25 protein-coding genes are annotated in these 21,312 nt (G+C 27.2%); 13 read left to right on the forward strand and 12 right to left on the reverse strand.

What is annotated here, in order from left to right; translation table 11 throughout:
* Positions 1 to 40: 40 nt before the first annotated feature.
* Together NL43_RS02630 and sfsA are read right to left on the reverse strand one after the other, a co-directional pair.
* Positions 41 to 481 (reverse strand): TM2 domain-containing protein, encoded by a 441-nt coding sequence (locus NL43_RS02630; protein WP_069592493.1) that lies wholly within the window; start codon positions 479 to 481, stop codon positions 41 to 43.
* Positions 482 to 498: 17 nt separating this feature from the next.
* Entirely contained in the window at positions 499 to 1,215 is a 717-nt protein-coding gene (gene sfsA / locus NL43_RS02635; protein WP_069592494.1) for a DNA/RNA nuclease SfsA, read from the reverse strand.
* A gap of 83 nt (positions 1,216 to 1,298) precedes the next feature.
* Between sfsA and NL43_RS02640 the strand changes: the two genes are divergently transcribed.
* From NL43_RS02640 to NL43_RS02660, 5 genes are all read left to right on the forward strand, one after another.
* Entirely contained in the window at positions 1,299 to 1,793 is a 495-nt protein-coding gene (locus NL43_RS02640) for a hypothetical protein (RefSeq protein ID WP_069592495.1), read from the forward strand.
* 11 nt (positions 1,794 to 1,804) lie between these two features.
* Positions 1,805 to 2,176, forward strand: a complete 372-nt coding sequence (locus NL43_RS02645) for a hypothetical protein (RefSeq protein ID WP_069592496.1) — start codon at positions 1,805 to 1,807, stop codon at positions 2,174 to 2,176.
* A 173-nt stretch (positions 2,177 to 2,349) separates the two neighbouring features.
* Positions 2,350 to 3,357, forward strand: a complete 1,008-nt coding sequence (locus NL43_RS02650; RefSeq protein ID WP_069592497.1) for an SIS domain-containing protein — start codon at positions 2,350 to 2,352, stop codon at positions 3,355 to 3,357.
* Positions 3,358 to 3,519: 162 nt separating this feature from the next.
* A complete protein-coding gene (locus tag NL43_RS02655) occupies positions 3,520 to 4,578 on the forward strand; it encodes a DUF1611 domain-containing protein (RefSeq protein ID WP_069592498.1) in 1,059 nt (352 codons plus the stop codon).
* Entirely contained in the window at positions 4,578 to 5,045 is a 468-nt protein-coding gene (locus NL43_RS02660; RefSeq protein WP_069592499.1) for a hypothetical protein, read from the forward strand. The genes NL43_RS02655 and NL43_RS02660 overlap by 1 nt, the downstream gene beginning before the upstream one ends.
* A 97-nt stretch (positions 5,046 to 5,142) precedes the next feature.
* Here NL43_RS02660 and NL43_RS02665 read toward each other — a convergent pair whose 3' ends face one another.
* The 4 genes from NL43_RS02665 to NL43_RS02680 are packed head-to-tail and all read right to left on the reverse strand — an operon-like array spanning position 5,143 to position 8,970.
* Positions 5,143 to 5,907 carry a TatD family hydrolase gene (locus NL43_RS02665; protein ID WP_084790351.1) on the reverse strand — a complete coding sequence of 255 codons (765 nt, stop codon included), beginning with the start codon at positions 5,905 to 5,907 and terminating at the stop codon, positions 5,143 to 5,145.
* Positions 5,908 to 5,916: 9 nt separating this feature from the next.
* A complete protein-coding gene (glyS, locus tag NL43_RS02670) occupies positions 5,917 to 7,659 on the reverse strand; it encodes a glycine--tRNA ligase (protein WP_069592500.1) in 1,743 nt (580 codons plus the stop codon).
* Entirely contained in the window at positions 7,659 to 8,252 is a 594-nt protein-coding gene (gene dcd / locus NL43_RS02675) for a dCTP deaminase (protein WP_069592501.1), read from the reverse strand. The genes glyS and dcd overlap by 1 nt, the downstream gene beginning before the upstream one ends.
* 4 nt (positions 8,253 to 8,256) lie before the next feature.
* Positions 8,257 to 8,970 (reverse strand): RNA methyltransferase, encoded by a 714-nt coding sequence (locus tag NL43_RS02680; RefSeq protein ID WP_069592502.1) that lies wholly within the window; start codon positions 8,968 to 8,970, stop codon positions 8,257 to 8,259.
* Between the two features lie 291 nt (positions 8,971 to 9,261).
* On the opposite strand from NL43_RS02680, the gene NL43_RS02685 reads away from it, so the two are divergent.
* Both NL43_RS02685 and NL43_RS02690 read left to right on the forward strand, forming a co-directional pair.
* Positions 9,262 to 9,771, forward strand: a complete 510-nt coding sequence (locus NL43_RS02685) for a DUF308 domain-containing protein (RefSeq protein WP_069592503.1) — start codon at positions 9,262 to 9,264, stop codon at positions 9,769 to 9,771.
* Between the two features lie 98 nt (positions 9,772 to 9,869).
* Entirely contained in the window at positions 9,870 to 10,190 is a 321-nt protein-coding gene (locus NL43_RS02690; protein ID WP_069592504.1) for a YbjQ family protein, read from the forward strand.
* A 40-nt stretch (positions 10,191 to 10,230) separates the two neighbouring features.
* Here NL43_RS02690 and tfrB read toward each other — a convergent pair whose 3' ends face one another.
* Complete coding sequence (gene tfrB, locus NL43_RS02695; protein ID WP_069592505.1) at positions 10,231 to 11,730, reverse strand: fumarate reductase (CoM/CoB) subunit TfrB; 1,500 nt, start codon at positions 11,728 to 11,730, stop codon at positions 10,231 to 10,233.
* A gap of 294 nt (positions 11,731 to 12,024) precedes the next feature.
* Between tfrB and iorA the strand changes: the two genes are divergently transcribed.
* Both iorA and NL43_RS02705 read left to right on the forward strand, forming a co-directional pair.
* Positions 12,025 to 13,884, forward strand: a complete 1,860-nt coding sequence (gene iorA / locus NL43_RS02700; RefSeq protein ID WP_069592506.1) for an indolepyruvate ferredoxin oxidoreductase subunit alpha — start codon at positions 12,025 to 12,027, stop codon at positions 13,882 to 13,884.
* Positions 13,885 to 13,889: 5 nt separating this feature from the next.
* Positions 13,890 to 14,474, forward strand: a complete 585-nt coding sequence (locus tag NL43_RS02705) for an indolepyruvate oxidoreductase subunit beta (protein ID WP_069592507.1) — start codon at positions 13,890 to 13,892, stop codon at positions 14,472 to 14,474.
* Positions 14,475 to 14,495: 21 nt separating this feature from the next.
* On the opposite strand, the gene NL43_RS02710 is transcribed toward NL43_RS02705, so the two are convergent.
* Together NL43_RS02710 and NL43_RS02715 are read right to left on the reverse strand one after the other, a co-directional pair.
* On the reverse strand, positions 14,496 to 14,927 hold the full coding sequence (locus NL43_RS02710) for an acetolactate synthase (RefSeq protein ID WP_069592529.1): 432 nt from the start codon (positions 14,925 to 14,927) through the stop codon (positions 14,496 to 14,498).
* A 25-nt stretch (positions 14,928 to 14,952) separates the two neighbouring features.
* Complete coding sequence (locus tag NL43_RS02715; RefSeq protein ID WP_069592508.1) at positions 14,953 to 16,254, reverse strand: phenylacetate--CoA ligase family protein; 1,302 nt, start codon at positions 16,252 to 16,254, stop codon at positions 14,953 to 14,955.
* A 250-nt stretch (positions 16,255 to 16,504) separates the two neighbouring features.
* Between NL43_RS02715 and NL43_RS02720 the strand changes: the two genes are divergently transcribed.
* Positions 16,505 to 16,834, forward strand: a complete 330-nt coding sequence (locus tag NL43_RS02720) for a hypothetical protein (protein WP_069592509.1) — start codon at positions 16,505 to 16,507, stop codon at positions 16,832 to 16,834.
* A 29-nt stretch (positions 16,835 to 16,863) separates the two neighbouring features.
* Here the strand turns inward: NL43_RS02720 and NL43_RS02725 are convergent, their stop codons facing one another.
* The 3 genes from NL43_RS02725 to NL43_RS02735 form a co-directional block, all read right to left on the reverse strand.
* Complete coding sequence (locus NL43_RS02725; RefSeq protein ID WP_069592510.1) at positions 16,864 to 17,427, reverse strand: PRC-barrel domain-containing protein; 564 nt, start codon at positions 17,425 to 17,427, stop codon at positions 16,864 to 16,866.
* Positions 17,428 to 17,499: 72 nt separating this feature from the next.
* Positions 17,500 to 18,042 carry an orotate phosphoribosyltransferase gene (pyrE, locus tag NL43_RS02730; protein ID WP_069592511.1) on the reverse strand — a complete coding sequence of 181 codons (543 nt, stop codon included), beginning with the start codon at positions 18,040 to 18,042 and terminating at the stop codon, positions 17,500 to 17,502.
* A gap of 14 nt (positions 18,043 to 18,056) precedes the next feature.
* Positions 18,057 to 18,329, reverse strand: coding sequence for a PRC-barrel domain-containing protein (locus tag NL43_RS02735; RefSeq protein ID WP_069592512.1), 273 nt, complete (start codon positions 18,327 to 18,329; stop codon positions 18,057 to 18,059).
* A 203-nt stretch (positions 18,330 to 18,532) separates the two neighbouring features.
* On the opposite strand from NL43_RS02735, the gene NL43_RS02740 reads away from it, so the two are divergent.
* The 3 genes from NL43_RS02740 to NL43_RS02750 all read left to right on the forward strand — a co-directional run bounded on the left by NL43_RS02740 (position 18,533) and on the right by NL43_RS02750 (position 21,278).
* Entirely contained in the window at positions 18,533 to 19,042 is a 510-nt protein-coding gene (locus tag NL43_RS02740) for a hypothetical protein (RefSeq protein ID WP_069592513.1), read from the forward strand.
* 17 nt (positions 19,043 to 19,059) lie between these two features.
* Positions 19,060 to 20,190: a DUF2117 family protein gene (locus NL43_RS02745; RefSeq protein ID WP_069592514.1), complete on the forward strand. Its 1,131-nt coding sequence runs from the start codon at positions 19,060 to 19,062 to the stop codon at positions 20,188 to 20,190.
* A gap of 104 nt (positions 20,191 to 20,294) precedes the next feature.
* Positions 20,295 to 21,278, forward strand: coding sequence for a methanogenesis marker 2 protein (locus NL43_RS02750; RefSeq protein ID WP_069592515.1), 984 nt, complete (start codon positions 20,295 to 20,297; stop codon positions 21,276 to 21,278).
* Positions 21,279 to 21,312 lie beyond the last annotated feature (34 nt).

The raw sequence follows: 21,312 nt of genomic DNA on the forward strand, positions 1-21,312 counted from the left end.
ATAATTTATTTTACATACATATATGGTATTTTTCTAATCATTATTGTTTATAACATAATACTGAATCTATTATCTGATATCCTGCATTAAATATAACTATGTATATAAATTCGGGTATAATTGTAGATAGATAACCTGATATAATTGCAATAATTAGAAAAATAAGTCCTCGTTTATATTTACCTAGATAGAAATGTCCTAGACCGGTCATGAAAAAACTAAGAATAATGACTATCGCTAGATTTTTTTTAGGTTTTAAAATAATGGGTTTGTCTTCTTTTTTTTCAGGTCCTTTATATTCAACACGATAATAATCATGATTTTTTTGTTGGACATGGTTTTTATTCATAGTATTCTGATTTGTTCTGGGTTTAAAATAAGTAAATACTTCTACTTCTTCAGGTTCGGGTAATTTTTCACCGCAATTTATACAATAAGTAACATTCTCTGGATTTTCATAATAACATCTATCACATTTCATTTTTTCAAACAACCTTGTTATTCTAATTTAAGAGGTAATATTTTATCAGCTAGTAATTTTAATGAATTTTCTCTTTTTACAATATTTATATGGAATGGAATTATCATAACTCCTATTTCATATGCCTCTTTTAATGTTAAACTAAATTCAGGATCAGTATTATAATTTGGAGTAAATACTTTTGCAAAATTATTTAATATTAATATTATAACTGCACTATTCTTATCTTCCTTTTTTATTGAAATTAATTCTTTTAAATGTTTTGTTCCTCTTTTTGTAGGAGCATCTGGAAATTTAGCTAAGTGTTTTTCAACTAAGGTACAACCTTTAACTTCTAGGTATAATTCTTCATCCACTTTATTTTTTAATAAAAAATCTAATCGACTATTTCCATAACTATATTCTGATTTGAATATATGGTAACTTTCAAGACTTTGTATTTGTTTATTTTTTATTAATTCGTTAACTAATTTGTTATGATAACTACTATTTAATAAAATCCAATTATTTCTATTTTCAATTGCAATTACATCATATTTGGTTTTACGTCTTGTTTTTTCATAAGTGGGAATAAATTTTATTAAAATAGGTGTTTCTGGAATAAGTAATTCTTTTAAACGTCCAGGATCATGTAAGTGTGCAATATCTATTCTGTTATTATTATCTTTAAATTCAACAGTAAATCGATTTGGTCTTGAAATGTAAGTTACTTCTATTAAATTATCAATTTCCATAATAATATAATCCATTTCTTTATTATTTATAGTATAGATTTATATAAATATTAAATATATTATTATTTTAAATGTGATGTTTCATGGTTATATGTAAGTATTGTGGTTATACAAATAAAAATGAAAATAAGTATTGTATGCATTGTTCTAAAAAACTACTTTTAGACAATAAACATGTAATGGATACTCCTAAAATATTAGAGAATTTATCTGATTTAAATAATTGGAATGATTCTTTTTTATGTACTGATGAAAAGTCTGATTTGAAAGAACTATTGGAATATGCTGATGAACCTATTTCTCAAAAAAATTATCTGAGTAATTTAAATAAATCCTCAAAAAAACAATCTATAGCCACAGTATTATCAGCATTAATTCCTGGTCTTGGATTTTGTTATCTTAGACAATGGCGTAAAGGTTTATTTTATTTTTTAATAAATTTTTCATTAGTCTTTTTAACAAATATGTTGATGGATTTATTTAATTCAATTTTATTTGTATATATTATGTATATTACTAATTTAGTCGTGTATATTTTAATTATAATAAATACGTATAAATCTTCTGGAATATATTAAGGTGTATGTTTATGATTAGATGTCCCAATTGTGATTTTGAAAATTATGATAAAACAAAATATTGTGTTGATTGTGGAAAAAATTTAACTAATATAAAACAAACAAATACTTTTAAACTAAGAGTTAGTTTAATATTAGCTATTATATTACCTGGAATTAGTTATTTTTATTTGAAACAGATTTATAAAGGTTTAATGTTTTTAATGCTTTTCCCATTATTATTTTTTAATTTTCTATTCATTGGTGGAGAATACATGATATGTTATCCAATATCTATTAATCTTATTACACTATTCTTGGAAATAATATTTGTAATATTATATTTATTTCAAATATATGATATTATTAAAATAACTAAGAAAGCAAATAATTTTTTAGATTAATTATTCTAATTTAATTCAGTTTATTATATAAATTAAGAGCGTAGTTTATTTATATGAAAATTTTAAATAAGTTAAATAATATATATAAAAATATTGAAATTTATTAAATTAAAAATTATATTTCACAGGGTTACTAAAAGTATAATTTAATAATATAATGGAGACAAGTGTCTATGGAATATGGAATGTATCATGAAATTAAGGATCAACCAATCTCTTTAAGACGTACAATCGATGCAGAGAAAAAACATATGGAACAAATATCCAAAGAATTCAGTAAATTTGATAAGATTTTTTTAATTGGTTGTGGAAGTTCACTATCAACTTGTTATACTGTAAAAGATGCAATGAAATCTATTTCTACAAAAAACATTGATGTACAAACAGGTTTTGATTTTGTAGATTATCAATATTTAGAAAAAGACAGTAATGTGGGTGTTATTTTAACATCTCAGTCAGGTGAAACATCAGATACTCTTGCAGCACTAAGAAAAGCAAAAAAATACAATATAAAAACAGTATCAATCACTAATATTGAAGATAGTTCAATGGCAAAAGAAGCAGATGATACAATTATCACAAGATGTGGTGAAGAATTAGCAATACTTGGTACAAAAACATATGTAACTCAATTATTTTCCTTATATGTTATATTATTTAATATGGTGAAAACAGAAAGATCTCAAAAAGTTTTAGAACAGCTAGATTTAATTCCAGATATTATTGAAAATTTAATCAATAATACAGAAGAAAAATCAAAACAAATGGCTAAAACAAATAAAGATGTTGATTTATTCTATTGTATGGGTAGTGGATTAAACTTTGGACTGGCTTATAAATTAGCAATGACAATGTTCATGGAAGGATCACTAAAACATGCATGTCCTGTATATTCTGGAGAATTTAGGCATGGTTTAATAGAACGTGTTGAAAAAGATGTTACAGTTGTCTTCCTAAAATCAGATGATGATTTTGATGATGTAACAAAAAGAGCAATAACATTCTGTGAAGATTTAGAAGTAAATTCCATAATTTTTGATTTAAAAGATTATGCAGATATAGACCCATTATTAACACCATTCGGATTAATAATACCATTAGAATGGTTCATATATCACTTATCCATATATAATGGAGAAGACCCTGGAAGTACAAGACATATTGGAAAAATAAGATACTAATCTTACTTTTATTCTTTTTAAACTTTTATTCTAACCATCAATTTTTCAGTATTTTTTTTTAATATTAATAGTATAATTTAAATTACATTGTTTATAAAACTAAATATATACAAATAAGATATATTTTTTTATTTAAATAAAATTTTTTGGAGAAGTGATTTTTTGTATTCAATTAAATCTAGTAAAGAATTCAATGACTTAAGTCCATTTATAATAATTGGGGCTGGAGGTGGAGGAGAAAAATTCTCTAACTTTTCAGGTGTAGAAACAGCAGGTTTCTTAGATGATTCAGAACAAAAACAAGGAAAAGATTTCTGTGGACATATAGTAGGTTCTGACTTAAAAAAAATGGTTGAAGAAACTAATTCAAAAACAGTTGCAATAATGCTACCTATAGGAGCTGAAGGTGCCGCACTAAAATATGCTGTTCAAGCAATAGATCTTGGACAAAATGTATTAGCATCATTTAGATCATTACCTTTAGAAGAAAACCCTTCTTTAATAAAATTTGCAAAACAAAAAGGCGTTCAAATTAAACAAATTAGTTCAAGATTAGATAATGTTGAAAAAGTAATGGGAAAAGCACCTGAGAAAGTAACAGAAGTACTACCAAAAATAACATACATGCATAAAAAACCAGTAATATATGTTGGTGGAACTTCACAAGAATCTGGAAAAAGAACAACTACTAGAAAACTAGGAAAAGCTGCTAAAGATTTAGGACTTAATGCAATCATATTTTCAACAGATGAAATGGGATTAGATGAACCAACAGATATTAATTTCAGAGCAGGTAGTCTATCTGTAATGGATGTTCCTGCTGCAATTATGGGAACTGTAAAATACATGGAAGAAAATGAAGATGCAGATATAATATTTATAGAAGGTCAAGCTAGTTTAACAGAAACAGGAAATCCACATCCAAAAGGATTATCTGCATCAATATTGTTTGGAGCAATGCCTGATGCTGTAATATTATGTCATAGACCAAATCATCCATTTAGGGAACCAGTAAGTATAGCTACAGAATTAAACGCTGTTGAAGCAGTAGAACCAACAAAAGTAATTGGATTATCAATAAATAGAAGAAATTCTCCAGAAACTTCATTAGAAGAAATTGAATCAGAATTTAATTTACCAACAGTGGACTTACATACAGATTCAAATGGTGGAATAACCAGATTAATTAAAACAGTTTTAGATTATGTGGGTGAAGAATAATGGAAAATTCAATTAAAGATTTCACAGTTAATATAAAAAAATCGGTCAATGATTTTACTGATGAATATAGTATGGAACCAAATTTCAATAATAACCAAAAAATGATTGATGATAATGTTGTATCATCTATAGAAAAGTCTTATGATGATGATTATGAAGATATTGTAGTAGATCATGATGATGATTTAATTGAAATAGATCCTGTAAATACAATAGATACAATAAGATTAGTTAAAGTTAAATCACTTAGTGCATTATCTGATGAATTAGATAATGTTAATAAAACAGGTGTTCCAGCAATTTTGGATTTAAAATATATTCAAGAAAGACGAGCTTCAGAATTCAAAAAAGTTGCTTCAACATTCAGAGCTTTTAAAACCACAACAAATGCAAATGTTGTTTTATTAGGCAGTACAAAAAATGTTGTTGTTGTAACACCAGAAGATATATTATTATTAAAACAATAAATATTCTGAATTTAAAAAAAATCAGTACTTCTCTCTTTTTATTTTTTACAATATTAAATATTAATTCTATTTCTTTTAAAAAAAGTTATAAATAGTTTTAAATTTTCAAATCATGAAAATCAACAATATTTTTATATAAAACTTTGTTAATATCACTCTTTTTAAAACCATTTACTTCTAAGCTATGTTTAGTCTCTGGTAACGACATGTGATTTGATGGAGCAGAACTCATATCACTATCCAATACAAATTTATCAAAACCATATTTATCAAGCATACGTACAGTATCATCTACAGACATTTTTTCTGGTTGTACTGTTATACCAAGAGTATATTTCTTATCAATAATCATGTCAACTATTGAAAAATCAACATGGTCTAATTGAACTAATTTTGGATTAATATTATTATCAATTAATTCAATAGTTGTTTTAGTTACTTCTGCTTTATCTGTTCTTGGTGTATGTACAATCACATTATAATTGTTTTCATCAGCAAATTGTAATTGTTCTACAAATACTTCTTGTTCTAGTTTTGCTGTTGAATTTATACCAATTTCACCAACTGCAATAACATGTTTTTCCATCATATATTCTGGAAGTTTTTCAATAACTTTTGTGTAGTCAATAGGAATTGCTCTTGGATGAACACCTACTGCTGCATATACTGTGACACCATGCCTAGCTATTCTTTTAGGTTCTTGGTATACAATCCTATTTAAATGTTCAATTGTAACATTAGATTGATTCATTTCTAAAGGATCATGTGCACAGGCAATAACTGCTTCAACACCAGCCATTTTTATATCTTTAAAGTTTTCAAGTGGTCTAGTATCGGCATGCATATGAGCATCAATAATCATATCAATCACTTATTCTTTTATTTCTTCAAATTTAGAAAATCCATTAATAAGTTCAGTTATAATTAATGGTAATTTTTCAATATCTATTCGTTTTTGTTCAAAGGTATCACGATTACGTATTGTAACTTTTTTATCTTCAACAGTATCATAATCTATGGTTACTGCAAATGGAATTCCTATTTCATCACCACGTGCATATCTACGACCAATAGTTCCACTACCATCAAATGTTGTGATTATGTTGTTTTTACGTAACGTTTTTTCAATATTTCGAGCAATATCTACTAATGGTTCTTTGTTTACTAATGGTAGAACAGCAACTTTTATTGGAGCTATTTTAGCTGGTATTTTAAGGTATGCTCTTGTTTCTCCTTCTTCAGAAGTATCTTCGGTATATGAATGAAGTAATGTTGAATAAATTATACGGTCAATACCATATGATGGTTCAATTACATGAGGTACTATTCTTTCTCCTCTTATTTGTTCTTCTTTTGTTTCAAATGTTACAAATGAATCATCTATTTCATATTGAGTATCATTTATTTCAAATTCATATTTATGTCCTGATTCAAATGTGGATTTAATTATATCTGGATTTGTTTTTTCAAGTATTTCTTTAGCTTTTGCAGAATCTCCTTTGAATGTTGGACCAAATTTTTTCATATTAAAGGATGGTTTGGTCACTGTCACTGTTTTCGGAGTTTCATATTCTTTGAATACGGATAAATCTTCTTTACTATGTGCAATATGTGATTTTAAGTCAAAATCAGTACGATCTGCAATACCTATAATTTCTACCCATCCATATTGGTCAGTTTTAACTTCAGCATCCCAGCAATCAATAGCATAGTGGGCCATTTCATCAGGTAAGTGTTGTCTGAAACGTATTGCATCTTCAGGAATTCCAATATCAGTTAAGAATTTACGTGCAATAACTATTTGATATATTAACATTTCGCTTGATACAATGTTATTTTTAATAGCATCTTTAACTTTTATTTGTATTGGTTCTTCTTCATTTAATTGTTCTTTTTGACTATATAATCTTAGTTCATAGTCTTCAATTGTAGAATAATTTTCATGACTTTTATCTGAAGGATCTACGAATATTTCTGCTTCTGCTTGAGTAAATTCTCTTAGTCTTATTACTCCTTGTCTTGGGGATAATTCATTTCTATATGATTTACCTAATTGAACTATACCAAATGGTAGTTTATCTTTGTAGAATCTACTTATTCTTTTAAATGCAATAAATATTCCTTGCGCTGTTTCAGGACGCATATATCCTGTTTGTTTTCCGCTTACACCTATTTGTGTTTTAAACATTAGATTATAACTTTGTACAGGAGCTAGTTTTCCTTCACAGTTATCACATACAATATTGTTTTCTTCAATGATTTCTGTTAAAGTTTCATCTGGAAGACCTTCTACTTCTTTATTTATTGCTGCTTCGATTATATGATCAGCTCTATATACTTCGTTACATTCAGTACATTGGGTCATAGGGTCAGTAAAGTTATCAACGTGACCTGATGCTTTTAATGTATTTCTTGGCATAATTGTTGGTGCTTCTATTTCATAGAATCCTTCTTGTGAAACATAGTATTTTCTCCAAAGATTCATTATATTATTTTTAAGAACACCACCTAATGGCCCGTAATCATAAAATCCTGCTACTCCTGAGTATATTTCAAAAGATGGATATAAAAATCCTCTTTTTCTTGATATACTCATCATTTCTTCATTTCCCATTATTTTCCTCCTTGTTTTATATCAAAGTCTTCTTTTATTTTACTTACTTGTGGTCCTGTTTGTCCCATATATTTACTATCTCGTTCTTTATGGCCATATGGTTTAGCAGATGGTGAGGTCATAGTTTCAAATACTATTTGACATACTCTTTGTTTAGGATATAATGCAACAGGCATTTTTCCAATATTGGATATTTCAAGTGTTATTTTACCTTCAAATCCTGGATCAATATAACCTGCTGTTACATGCATTGTAATACCTAATCTTCCCATGGATGATCTACCTTCTACACGTGCAACAATATCATCTGGTAGTTTCACGGTTTCAAGTGTTGTTGCAAGGGTAAATTCACCAGGATGTATTATGAATGGTTGTTCATCATCTATTGTAAATGATTCCATATATGATTCTAAATCAGTATTGTCAAAGGGGTCTATGTATGGTTTACTGATTATTTTAAATCCTTTGAATTCATTTCCTATTCTTAAATCTACTGATGATGGTTGAATTTGTTTTTCATCGAGTATGGGATCAATTACAATTTTATCTTCATCTAAATATTTTTTTATATCGATGTCACTAAGTATTGCCATAGGTCTATTCCTCATGAGACTTTTTGATTCTGGTATCTATACGTTTTAATGTTCCACGAAGGGTTCGTGTTTCACGTCCTACCATAAATGCTCTTCCTATTATTCGTTTAACAAGAATTTTCACTTGTTTTTCTTTATGTTCTGCATAATCTAATTTTGAGATAATATTGTCTGTTAGTTGAAGTAATATTTCTTTATCTTCATAACTTGCAATATCTATATTATCTATTGGGTAACTTTTCTTATTTTTAAATATTTCATAAAAAATAATTGTAGCAGCGTGTGTAATATTCATTATGGGGTATTCATCACTTGTAGGAATCGTAACTAAAACATCACAAGATTCTAATTCATGATTACTAAGTCCATCACCTTCACGTCCAAATAATAGTGCAATATTACCATTTATTTGCATTGTTTTTCCTAATTCTTCTGGTGTAATTGGGATGCGTGGTACATTATAACTTCCTCCAGGAGTACCTGTAGTACCTACAACTGAAGTTATTTCATTATCTTTTATAAACTCATCAAGAGTATCATATATCAATGCATCTTGTACTAATTCTCGAGCATGCATTGCTTGATAATATGCGTCATTTTCTAGTTTACATGGATTAATTAAAACTAGTTTTTTTAATCCAAAATTTTTCATACATCTTGCAAGAAATCCAATATTTCCAGATGTTTTTGGTTCAACAAATACTGTATAAATTTTCAAATAGAATCACTATATTTATATTTGTATGATATTTTTAAAATAATTTGGGGGTGTGATGTTACTGTAAAAAAATTATGGATGTAATTATTAAATAGTGTATTATTTTTCATGTTTTAACGTGTGGATAAAACTAATTTTTTATTAAATTATTTTTTTTTCAATTAATTTTAGATTTTTTTTTGGAGGATGCTCTTTTTTCAATGGAGGGGTATTTACTGATGTAATATAATATAAATTTAAATATTATTACTATTTAATAATTAATCATTAAATTATGGAGGTTAATAATTCATGAAATTACCATCAAATTTTAATATTAATTTAAATGCAGTAATCCTTTTATTACTAGGACTTATAGCAATATCATTTCCTCTAGTTTCAACAATGACTGTTGGAATTATCACAGGTTTCATGTTTTTAATGGTTGCTTTAGTATTGTTCATAACATCAACTGGTAAATTTATATTTAGTAAATATTTGGGTTATTTATCTATAATTCTTGCTGTTCTTTGTTTAATTCTCAGTTGGTTTTTAATGTTTGATCCTGCAGATGTAACAATGCTTGCAAGCTATGTTATATATATTTTAGGAATAATAATGATAATTTCAGGTATTTCTCATATTATAACTGCTAAGGTATTTAAACCAGTGTTGATTATGGGAATTATTGATGTACTTTTTGGTATTTTATATATTATTGTTGGTACATTTATTATTAATCCAGTACATTTAGGTTATGTTATTGGTGTATGGCTGTTATTATCTGGAATTTTATCATTATTTTCTTGGGATAATTATTAGTTTTTTTATCCTATTTTTCTTTTTTTTTAACTGTAACTAATTTTATATTACTTCTCAACATATATTATTATATAATTCAACTATATGGATGATAAATAATGAAACTTGTAACAACACCTAATATTGAAGGAAAATCTGTTAAAAAATACTATGGTATAGTGAATGGTGAAGGTTTAATAGGTGCTAATGTGTATAAAGATATTTTTTCAGGAGTTCGTGATGTAGTTGGTGGTAGAACTTCTACTTATGAAAAAGAATTAAAAAAAGCACGAGAAATAGCAATTAATAGTATGATAGAAAAAGCTGAGGCTATGGGGGCTAATGTTATTTTAAATGTTAGAATAAAATATAGTAATTTAGGTGGTACTATGGGTAATACAATTTTAGTAAGTGTTAATGGAACTGCTGTGTTATATTGATTATTTTTTTTTTAAAAAAAATATAATATAAGAAGCATATTTATTCATATGCTCTTTTTATTAATTCCATTAAGTTAATAATGGATGTGTTCATATTGTTTTTAGTTAATGAATCTTGTATGTTAAATTCACAGAAAGGACAATTTGTAACAACATAATCCACATCTAATTCTTTAATCATATCTACTTTATCATCTGCTAAAGCTTCTGCTAGTTCAGGTTTTCCAGATTTTACTCCTCCACCTGCACCACAACATTGATCAGGTTTTGCCATTTCAATGAATTCAACACCTTTTAAATTATTTAAGATATTACGTGGCTGTTTACTAATTCCTTGTCCTCTTATAAGATGACATGGGTCATGGTATGTAACTTTAATATCTAATTCTTTCATATCTTCTGAATTTAATTTTCCATCTAAAAATTCAGTAATGTCCATTACATTAAGATTTGCACCATATTCAGGATAATTTCTTTTAAGTGTTGAACCACAACCAGCACACACTGTTAGTACAATATCGTATTCTTTAAATATTTCATAATTTTTCTTCACTAAATTTGGTATAATTTCAGTTTGTCCTGTTCTTAGTAAAGGTGAACCACAACATACTTGTTCTTCAGGTATATCTACTTCATAACCTAGTTTGGTTAGAATAGTAATAAGATTTTCTGCAATCCATGGTAGCCGATTATCTATCATACAACCAGTGAAGAATGCAATTTTAGGTTTTTCTTCAAACTTATGTGTTTGATTATATGATTTAACAAATCCTTCAGGATATTTTCCTTCGCCTGTTGGTTGAACACTACGACCTGTATCATGAACATATTCTCTTATTATTTTATGTTCTTTTAATGGACCTTCTTTTTCAGTACATATTTGTGCTCTTAATTTTTCAATAGCTTTTCCATAGATATCTATTTCTTTTGGACAAGTTATAGAACATTGACCACAAGAGGTACAATAATAAATACCAGCATCTATAGCATCTTCATTTCGAGAAAAATCTTCTCGTGGATCAAATGAAATTTCAGATAATGCTCTCATAAAATAAGGGCCTACATAATTTTCAGTTTTTTGAATAACAGGACACATAGAAATACATGAATAACAATCAATACATCCTCTTAATGCTTCTGTTCTTTTGTATTCTTCTGGTTTTATAATTGCAGGTTCACTTACAGTTTCATTAGAATCTATTGAAGCCATATATAAATTAAGATTATTTGTTTCATCATTTAATGTACTACGATCAACAATTAAATCTTTAATAACTTTAAAATCTAATGGTTCTAATGTATCATTGTCATTAATTTCAGCTTTACATGCTAATTTTGCTTTTCCATTTACTTTAATTGCACAGGATCCACATTGTCCTGCTCTACAAGAATATCTATAAGCAATTTCTGCATCATATTTATTATTTATTTGTTGTAACGCATCTAAAACTTTCATTTTATTTGTTTTTTCAATTTCATATGATTCCATATAATGTTCTTCTTTTTTAGGATCATATCTTTTAACGTTAACAGTAATCATATACTACCCCTAATTAAATTCAGTATAAAAGAATAATAATTTCTCGTGAAATTTTGTTTATTTAAAAAATTTTCATTATTTTTTTTATATTTAATATTATCTTTTTTTTAACTTTTATAATTTTAATTTATGTGTTTTTATGATTTCATATATTTATGTATTATAACTTAAATATTTTATAAGATAAATATAGTAATATAATTGTAATTATTAATTATTAATTTTTCATCATTTTTAATTAACTATTTTTTTACATTTATTAACAAAGTTAATTATTTATAAGGAGTAAGTAATATGAATATAAATGAATTACTAGATTCAGAAAAAGGTAAAAAACGTTTCATGTTAGGTAATGAAGCGGCTGTAAGAGGTGTTCTTGAAGCTGGAGTTTCCTTAGCAGCAACATATCCTGGAACTCCATCATCTGAAATTGGGGATATTTTATTTCACATAGCAAAAGATGCCAATATTTACTTTGAATTTTCAGCAAATGAAAAAGTAGCAATAGAAGTAGCAGCATCTGCTGCAAGTTCAGGGTTACGTACATTTTCATTTATGAAACATGTTGGAGTAAATGTGGCAGCAGATTCACTTATGACTAGTGCTTATATGGGTGTAGAGGGAAGCTTTTTAATTTTAGTAGCTGATGATCCTTCAACATTTTCATCACAAAATGAACAAGATACTAGACATTTTGCAAGACAAGCAAATATACCTATATTTGAACCATCAAATCCACAGGAAATAAAAGATTTTATCCATTATGCATATGATATTTCAGATAAATATAATATACCAGTTATCATAAGAACAACTACGAGAGTATCTCATATGAGGGGTATTGTTGAAACAGATGAATACACTAAAAATACTATAACTAGTAGTACTTATGAAAATAAAGGTTTACATGTACCAGTACCAGAAATAGCAAGAGTTATGCATAAAAATCTTGTAGAAAAAATACATGATTTACGAGAAATTTCAAATAAAAGTCCATTAAATAAGGTATATGATAATGGGGCTAATATTGGAGTAATTACTTCGGGTGGGGCATATAATTATGTTGCTGATGTTATAAATCAACATGATTTAAGTGTAAATATTTTAAAACTAGGCTTTTCACATCCATTCCCTGAAGATTTAGTAAAAGATTTTTTAGAAAATAATGATGAAGTATTAGTTGTTGAAGAAGTTGATCCAATAAATGAAATGGAAACATTAGCTGTAGCAGGGTTGAATAATATTAATACTATTATTCATGGTAAAAAAGATGGTTCTTTACCTGAAATTTTAGAATATACTCCAGATATATTATATGAAGCTTTACAAAATTTACTTTCATTTGATGCAGAAGAAATTGAAGTAAATGCACCTTCAGAAATTCAATTACCTTCTAGGCCAGCAAACTTATGTTCTGGATGTCCACATAGGGCTTCATTCTATGCAGCAAGACAAACAATTAATAAAATGAATTTGGATGTTGAAAGTATTCATCCATCAGATATTGGATGTTATACATTAGGAATAGCACCTCCATATAATATGGCAAATTATTTAATGTCTATGGGTGCAAGTGTTGGGGCAAGCTGTGGTTTTAGTAAAGCAACTGATAATCAACCTATTATTAGCTTTATTGGTGATTCAACATTTTTCCATGCTGGAATACCACCTCTTATAAATGCTATACATAATAAAATGAAATTTACACTTGTAATACTTGATAATAGAATAACTGCAATGACTGGTGGACAAACAAATCCAGGAATTCCAATTGATGGGATGGGTGATGAAGCCCCTGCTATTGACATTGAATCATTAGTAAAATCAATTGGTGTTGGTTTTGTAGAATCAATTGATCCAATGAATGTAAATGAAATGATTGATTTATATCAAAAAGCTTTATCTTATGATGGGGTATCAGTAATAATTGCTAAACATCCTTGTGTTCTAATTAATAAGAAAGAGATAAGGTCAAGAAATTATCAAATTAAAGTGGATAGTGATAAATGTATTCATTGTAATAAGTGTACAAATCAATTAGCATGTCCAAGTATCAATGAAATCGATGGTGAAATAAGAATTAATCAAGCATGTACTAAATGTGGAGTATGTATAAACGTATGTCCAACAGATGCAATACATAAAGAGGAGTAGGTAACATGGCATATAATATTTATATTTGTGGTATTGGTGGACAAGGAATTATTAAAACATCTATAGTTATAGGAGAAACTGCTCTTAAAGAAGATATGAATGTAGTTATGAGTGAAATACATGGAATGTCTCAAAGAGGAGGAGTGGTGTCCACTGAATTAAAAATAGGTGATGATAAAAGTCCTATAATTCAAAAAGGAACTTCTGATTTAGTCTTAGCATTTGAACCAGTAGAAGCACTTAGGGCTTTAGAAAAAACAAATAAAAGTACTATTGTAATAGTAAACACATCGCCTGTACTTCCCTCCACGATAAATCAGCAAGATGTTGATTATCCGGAAGTGGATGCTATATTAGCAGAATTATCTGATAAAGTCAAAGAAGTATATAGTATGGATGCTAATAAAATAGCATTAACTGCTGGACATCCATTATCCATGAATATGGCAATGTTGGGTGGTGCTGCTGCAGTATCATCATTCCCGTTAGATGTTGATAAAATAATTGATACAATGAAAGAAAATTTACCACCAAAATCAATTGAAACTAATATAAAAGCATTTGAAGATGGATATAATTCTTGTAAATAAAAAAAAGTAGTAAGAAGGATATTATATTGAATATATTTCTTCAGGAGAAATAATATTTGAATTTCCTTCTTTTAATATTTCTAATCCTTTTTCCATATCTTCTAATTTTAATATAACAATAGCATTATATGTTTTCTGTTCAACAAATGCATATAAGTATTCGAGGTTAATATTATTTTTTTCAAGTACTCTGAGAACTTCATTTAGTCCTCCAGGTTCATCACTAATAGATACTGCTAATACTTTTGTTATTTTAACTATGAAATTATTTTTTTCTAATTCATCTTTAACTTTAATAGGGTCTGTAACAATTAATCTTAGAATTCCAAATTCTGATGTATCTGCAATAGATAATGCGCGTATATTAACATTCAGTTTTTCAATAATATCAAGTGCATTTAACATTCTACCTTCTTTGTTTTCTAAAAAGATAGATAATTGATTTACATACATATTCATATAATCATATCCCTTTTTTTTATTCATTTCGTTTATCAATTACACGTACTGCTTTTCCTGAATCTACTCTGTCAATTGTTTTAGGTTCAACAAGAGTTACATTAACTCTTAAACCAATTTCGTCATGTATTGCTTGAGCTAATTTGTCTCTTATGCCTACTAATTCTTTTACATTATCAAAGAAAATATCAGGGGATGCTTCAACTTTAACTTCTATTTGATCTAACACATCTGGTCTTGTTAATATGATTTGATAATGAGGTTCAACACCTTTAATTGATAATAATGCTTTTTCAATTTGTGATGGGAAGACACTAACTCCTTTAATTTTAAGCATGTCATCTGTTCTTCCTCTGATTTTACCCATTTTTATAAGAGTTCTACCACAACCACATTTTTCATGGTGTATGTCTGTAATATCTCTTGTACGGAATCTGATTAATGGCATCCCAACTCTGGTTAGTGTTGTTAAGACAAGTTCTCCTTCATTACCTTCAGGTAATTGTTTCATGGTATTTGGATCAATTATTTCTGGGTAGAAATGATCTTCATATAAATGAAGTCCGTCTTGTTCTGAGCATTCCATAGCAACACCAGGTCCCATAACTTCAGTTAAGCCATATATATTGTATGCTGGTGTTTTGAATTTTTCCTCGATTTGTTGTCTCATTTCATCAGTCCAACTTTCAGAACCAAAACCAATTACATTAAGATTTAAATCTTCTGGTTTTATTCCCATTGATTCTAATTCTTCTGCTATATGTAATCCATAGGATGGTGTAAAAATTAATACTGATGTTTTGAAATCTTTTAGTAATTCAATTTGTCTTAGAGTTTGTCCTGTAGATATAGGTACTACTGTTGCACCTACTTTTTGTCCACCATAATGAACTCCAAATCCTCCAGTAAATAAACCATATCCATGAGTATTTTGGATAATATCATCTTCACCTACACCCATCATGGTTAATCCTCTAGCTATAACTTCGCTCCATGTGTCTAGGTCTTCTTTAGTATAACCTGATACTGTTGGTTTTCCAGTTGTTCCACTTGAAGTATGTATTTCTACTATTTCTTTTTGTGGTACTGCAAATAATCCGAAAGGATAAGAAGCTCTCAAGTCTGTTTTTGTTGTGAATGGTAGTTTTTCAATATCTTCAAGAGTTTCTATGTCTTCAGGATATACTTCTTCTTCGGTGTATCTTTTATGGTAGTATGGTACTTTATTAAAAGCAGTTGTAACAACTTCTTGCAGGCGTTTTAATTGTAATTCTTTCATGTCATCTAATGACATGCATTCAATTGGTTCATCCCAAATCATGTATTTACTTCCTATTTATTTTTTCATTAATTAATAGTATATAGAAAGTATTTAATTAATTTGTTGTATTAAGGAGAATATTTAGTTATTAAATTCATAATATTGTTTTAATCAATAATAAGTTAACAGATAATGTAATTATATAATACAAGTATATTTAATTTTAAAATAGATAATTAATATTAATAAAAAGTTAGTATAATTAAGATTCATATTCTAACTTTGATTATTAGTTTGGAAGGGTGAAAAAATGAGTGATAAAAAAATAACATATGATGATGTTAAACAATATGAATCATTATTTACAATGGTACCTTCATTTATTTTAGGTACAACTATAAAAAGAAATACTAATGTAGTATCTAAATTCAAATCAATAGTATTATCTAATCTAGAAAGTTTAAGTCCTGAAAATAGGGAAAAATTGAATATTATATTAGAATCAGAGGTTTCAGAATTACAATCCGTTATGAAAATTGCTTATTCTAAAACAAAGAAAAAACAGTATAAATTATTAGCAGATCCTAAGGCTGTTGATTTTATAAAATTTAATTTAAATGAGTTAAAAAAATTACTTTAAAAAAGAAGAATGTTTAGAATAATTTTTTTTTATTCTATATTCACATTAATTTTTTCTTTAGTATCTTCTTCTGAATCATTGTTTTCGTCTGGTGTTGGTTCATCTTCAGTTTTTATTATTTTATTGATTAAGATATAATCTCCAATACCTATGATGTCATCTTTGTTAAGTATGGTTGTATTTTTTGGTTTTCCGAATGAAGATGGTTTTCCAATAGTTAAATTAGTAACTTTTAATTTTTCAAAGTCAATGTCTATATTAAGTAATTTTCCAGTTTCATTTCCTTGTGAATCTAGAACAGTTTTACCTATAGCATTATTTATTTTAAGATTGTCTTCTTCATCTTCAGGTATTTTTTCAAAGATATTTCCAGATATATCATCTTTTGTTTTGTTAAGTAAAATGTAATCTCCAACTATTTCAAGGTCTTCTGAAGTTAAATTGTAATATTTTTTATTTATAGGATTTCCAAGAGAACCAATTATTTTAGTTACTTCGTATGTTTTAACATTGAAACTTATTTCAGCTACTTTTGCAACATCTTTTGCATCTTTACTTATTATTTTCATTCCAAAGATATCTTTTGCATTCATATTAATCACTTCTGTATAACTTTCCTTTTCTTTTATTAACTTTTATTTTATATTAATACTTATTTATATTATTTATTCATCTAAGTATTGTTTAAATTCACTTATTGTTAATAATGGTTTAAATTGTACATTGTTTTCTTCAAATGTTTTTTGTGCACCTTCTTCTCTATCAACTATTACAAAAGCTTGTGTGATATTTCCACCATTTTCTTCAATTACTTTTATAGCTTTTAATAATGAGCCTCCTGTTGTTGTTACATCTTCAACAATAACTACATTATCATTTTCAAGTAATTCTCCTTCAATTTGTTTACTAGTACCATATGATTTTTTTTCTTTTCTAATCATTAACATTGGTTTTTTTGATATTAATGATGTTGCTGTTGCAATTGGTACTGCACCTAATGCAGGTCCTGCTATTTTATCTATGTTGTCATCTTGTATTTGTTCTGTTATTAGATGAGCTACACATTCGAGAATTTCTGGTTCTGTTATTGCTTTTTTCATGTCAACATAGTAATCACTTTCTTTTCCAGAGGATAATGTGAATTTTCCAAATTTTATTACATTATTATTTTTTAATAATTCTATTAATTTGCTTTTGTAATCTGTCATTTCAAACCCTTTTTTTATAATTCATTTTCTAATTCTTCAATTACTAATTCTGCATCGTTTATTGCTTGTTTGAGGATTATTTTATCACCAATACGGTTTATCATTTCAAATGGAACGATAATTTCATTTTTTGATATACCAATACTTTCACTTATTCCACCTTTTGTAACAATAAGTGATTCAAGTCTATTGGTTGATGTATCCAGTTCTACATCTTTAATTTTACCCATTATTGATGCTGAATTGTCTAATACTTCTTTCCCAATTAATTCATTTAATAAACGCATATTAATCACTTTAAATAATTATATTATGAATTGTTAAAACATAATGTATAATACTAATATATATGTTATTTGGATGTTATAATTTTTTACAATTATACTTTATTTTATTATAGTTCTAATACTATTTTTTTATCAAAATAATTAAACTATTAAAATACTAAATAATATTAGATATACTAATAAAAGTTATGGGGAATTATTTAATGAAGATATATATTTTAGATGCATCAGGTTTAATCAATGGTTTTTATTCTAAAGATTCACTTAATCTAATGACATCCTCAACAGTATCTGAAATTAGGGATATTAATACAGAAATGTTATTAAATAACTGTATTAATGAAGGAATTATAAGAATTGAAAATGTAAACTTCAATGAAGAAAAGGATATTCAGGATGTATTATTATCTAGTGGAGATTTAATGAGACTTTCGGCTACTGATAAGGATATAGTAGCATTAGCACTTAAATATAAAAAAGAAGGTCATGATGTAATTACTGTCACTGATGATTATTCAATGCAGAATGTACTAAAATTACTTAATCTTAAGTTTAAATCTGTACGTACTGAAGGTATTAAAAAAACAATTCAATGGCAGAGAATTTGTAAAGGATGTAGAAAAAAATATCCCTCTGACAGTACAGAAAAAGAATGTGATGTATGTGGATCACCAATTATTAGAAAACGTATGAAAGCAAGAAGTAATCATTAAAAAAAATAGAGGGTATTATGAGTTTAAAAATTGGAATAATAGTTCATGGTCCTGGAATAATTGACACAGGAGAAGCAAAACGAATTATAGGTATTTTATCTAATTATGGTGAAGTTTCATGTAGACTTGGTGGAACAATGGGACGAACTGCTGTTATTGATGCTAATTTAGAAGACATAATTAATATTGAAGATAAATTACTACCAAGTCAATCTATACAATTATTGTCTGAAGACAATGATATTTTATTCTTACTAAATTATGGAAAATCCACAGTTACAGGTCATACATTTGGATATAAAGTATTAAATAATGTTGGTAAACAGGTTAATTTAGTACAAATAGAACGTCCTGGAGAAAGTGATGGTATTATAATTCAATGGAATAAATTCTCAGATATTAACTTAATAAAAAGGATTGCTCATGATTTAAAATTACCTATAACTAATTATGATGAAGTAATTGATTTAGTTGAAGATTTAACTGGTTATAGTAGAGAAAATAATAGAATTGAACGAAAAGTTGCAGGTGTATCCCCTGAGGAAAATATAATGTTAAATGGTATAATTATAGGGAAGGTTACATCAAATAATTTAACAATAATTTCAGAAAATAATCAAATTATAGAAATGAAAGGTGGAATTATTAAACAACATGGCTTAGAAAAATTAGGGGATGTTGATTTATCCAAGGCTATTATAAAAACAGGATTACTAAGAAAATCAGAAAATATAAATCCTAGAATTATAAATCATGAACGAAAAGATAAACTAAAAGTAATGTTCCTAGATCATGCAGCGGAAGATATTTACAAGTACAAAGACATTGATTTATTAGTTACAATAGGTGATGATACAACACTATTATCATCAGATATATTATATCGTTTTAGTATTCCTATTATTGGAATAACTGATGGTGACTTAGATAAAGTAGTGCTTAAAGGATTTAGACATGATGATTCTCTAATTATTCAAGTAAAATCGGGGTATGATGATATTATTGGTAATATAATTCATGAACTATTATTTAAATCAGAGAATTATTTAATCATAGATGATATGGAAGAATTTAAAGAAAAAATAATAAGTATCATAAATAATCAAAAAATATCTTATAAATTTGTAGATAAACAATTAGTGGATTAGATAACACTTTGTTAAATTATTAGTATTTAAAATAATAAATGAATAACTATTGATAACAATTAACTACAATATAGTATATTATAATAATCAAGCGGGGAATAATTTTGGATTTTAATGAAATAATTGAATCAATAAGAACATTTAAGGGAGTAACACGTAAAAAATCAATAGCAGATGTACGCGAGAAATTAAAAGATGTATATAATGTTTCAGGTAATGTCTATTTAGCATTTGGTGATGATGCAGCCGCTATAGATATAGGGAATAATCAATTAATGTTACTGGCAACTGATGGTATATGGGGCTCATTAATGGATATAAATCCATGGTGGTCTGGATATTGTTCTGTACTAGTAAATGTTAATGATATAGCAGCAATGGGTGGACTTCCAATGGGAATGACTAATGTTTTATCATCATCCAATCCAGAAATAACAGCAGAAATAATGGATGGAATAAAAGAAGGTGTGAAAAAATTTGGAGTACCTATGGTTGGAGGACATACTCATCCAGACACACCGTATGATGCATTAGATGTAGCAATAAGTGGGATTGTGGATAAAGAAGCAGTTATACCAAGTTGTGGTGCAAAAACAGATGATAATATTATAGTAGCAATAGACTTGGATGGTAGTATATATCCAGGAACAGAAATAAATTGGGATACAACAAGTGATAAATCACCAAAATATGTTCAGGATCAAATAAAAGTAATGAATACAATTGGTAAAAAACAATTAGTTCATGCTGCAAAGGATATTAGTAATCCTGGAATTGTAGGAACACTAGGAATGTTACTTGAAGCATCTAATATGGGTGCTCAAATAGAATTAGAACAAATTCCTCGACCTGATGATATTGACTGGATTAGGTGGTTTAAAATGTATCCTGGAAGTGCATTTGTATTAACAGCACCTGAAGAAACCACTGATAAAACTATTAGTTTATTGAATAAAGAACATATCAATGCAGAATGTGTTGGAAAAGTAATAGATAATCATAAATTAGCAATGTCTTATAAAAACAATACTAAAACTGTATTTGATTTTAATTCTGAAATAATCATGGGATTTACAGAAGACAAATAAAAAAAATTCTTTTTCCTAAAATTTCATATTTAAC

The organism is Methanosphaera sp. WGK6, assembly GCF_001729965.1.
Taxonomy (GTDB): Archaea; Methanobacteriota; Methanobacteria; order Methanobacteriales; family Methanobacteriaceae; genus Methanosphaera.

Bases quoted from the DNA above. Each gene is read 5' to 3' on its own strand.
- NL43_RS02630 (WP_069592493.1), bottom strand. From the start codon at position 481: ATGAAATGTGATAGATGTTATTATGAAAATCCAGAGAATGTTACTTAT.
- sfsA (WP_069592494.1), bottom strand. From the start codon at position 1,215: ATGGAAATTGATAATTTAATAGAAGTAACTTACATTTCAAGACCAAAT.
- NL43_RS02640 (WP_069592495.1), top strand. From the start codon at position 1,299: ATGGTTATATGTAAGTATTGTGGTTATACAAATAAAAATGAAAATAAG.
- NL43_RS02645 (WP_069592496.1), top strand. From the start codon at position 1,805: ATGATTAGATGTCCCAATTGTGATTTTGAAAATTATGATAAAACAAAA.
- NL43_RS02650 (WP_069592497.1), top strand. From the start codon at position 2,350: ATGGAATATGGAATGTATCATGAAATTAAGGATCAACCAATCTCTTTA.
- NL43_RS02660 (WP_069592499.1), top strand. From the start codon at position 4,578: ATGGAAAATTCAATTAAAGATTTCACAGTTAATATAAAAAAATCGGTC.
- NL43_RS02665 (WP_084790351.1), bottom strand. From the start codon at position 5,907: ATGATTATTGATGCTCATATGCATGCCGATACTAGACCACTTGAAAAC.
- glyS (WP_069592500.1), bottom strand. From the start codon at position 7,659: ATGGGAAATGAAGAAATGATGAGTATATCAAGAAAAAGAGGATTTTTA.
- dcd (WP_069592501.1), bottom strand. From the start codon at position 8,252: ATGGCAATACTTAGTGACATCGATATAAAAAAATATTTAGATGAAGAT.
- NL43_RS02685 (WP_069592503.1), top strand. From the start codon at position 9,262: ATGAAATTACCATCAAATTTTAATATTAATTTAAATGCAGTAATCCTT.
- NL43_RS02690 (WP_069592504.1), top strand. From the start codon at position 9,870: ATGAAACTTGTAACAACACCTAATATTGAAGGAAAATCTGTTAAAAAA.
- tfrB (WP_069592505.1), bottom strand. From the start codon at position 11,730: ATGATTACTGTTAACGTTAAAAGATATGATCCTAAAAAAGAAGAACAT.
- iorA (WP_069592506.1), top strand. From the start codon at position 12,025: ATGAATATAAATGAATTACTAGATTCAGAAAAAGGTAAAAAACGTTTC.
- NL43_RS02705 (WP_069592507.1), top strand. From the start codon at position 13,890: ATGGCATATAATATTTATATTTGTGGTATTGGTGGACAAGGAATTATT.
- NL43_RS02710 (WP_069592529.1), bottom strand. From the start codon at position 14,927: ATGTATGTAAATCAATTATCTATCTTTTTAGAAAACAAAGAAGGTAGA.
- NL43_RS02715 (WP_069592508.1), bottom strand. From the start codon at position 16,254: ATGATTTGGGATGAACCAATTGAATGCATGTCATTAGATGACATGAAA.
- NL43_RS02720 (WP_069592509.1), top strand. From the start codon at position 16,505: ATGAGTGATAAAAAAATAACATATGATGATGTTAAACAATATGAATCA.
- NL43_RS02725 (WP_069592510.1), bottom strand. From the start codon at position 17,427: ATGAATGCAAAAGATATCTTTGGAATGAAAATAATAAGTAAAGATGCA.
- pyrE (WP_069592511.1), bottom strand. From the start codon at position 18,042: ATGACAGATTACAAAAGCAAATTAATAGAATTATTAAAAAATAATAAT.
- NL43_RS02735 (WP_069592512.1), bottom strand. From the start codon at position 18,329: ATGCGTTTATTAAATGAATTAATTGGGAAAGAAGTATTAGACAATTCA.
- NL43_RS02740 (WP_069592513.1), top strand. From the start codon at position 18,533: ATGAAGATATATATTTTAGATGCATCAGGTTTAATCAATGGTTTTTAT.
- NL43_RS02745 (WP_069592514.1), top strand. From the start codon at position 19,060: ATGAGTTTAAAAATTGGAATAATAGTTCATGGTCCTGGAATAATTGAC.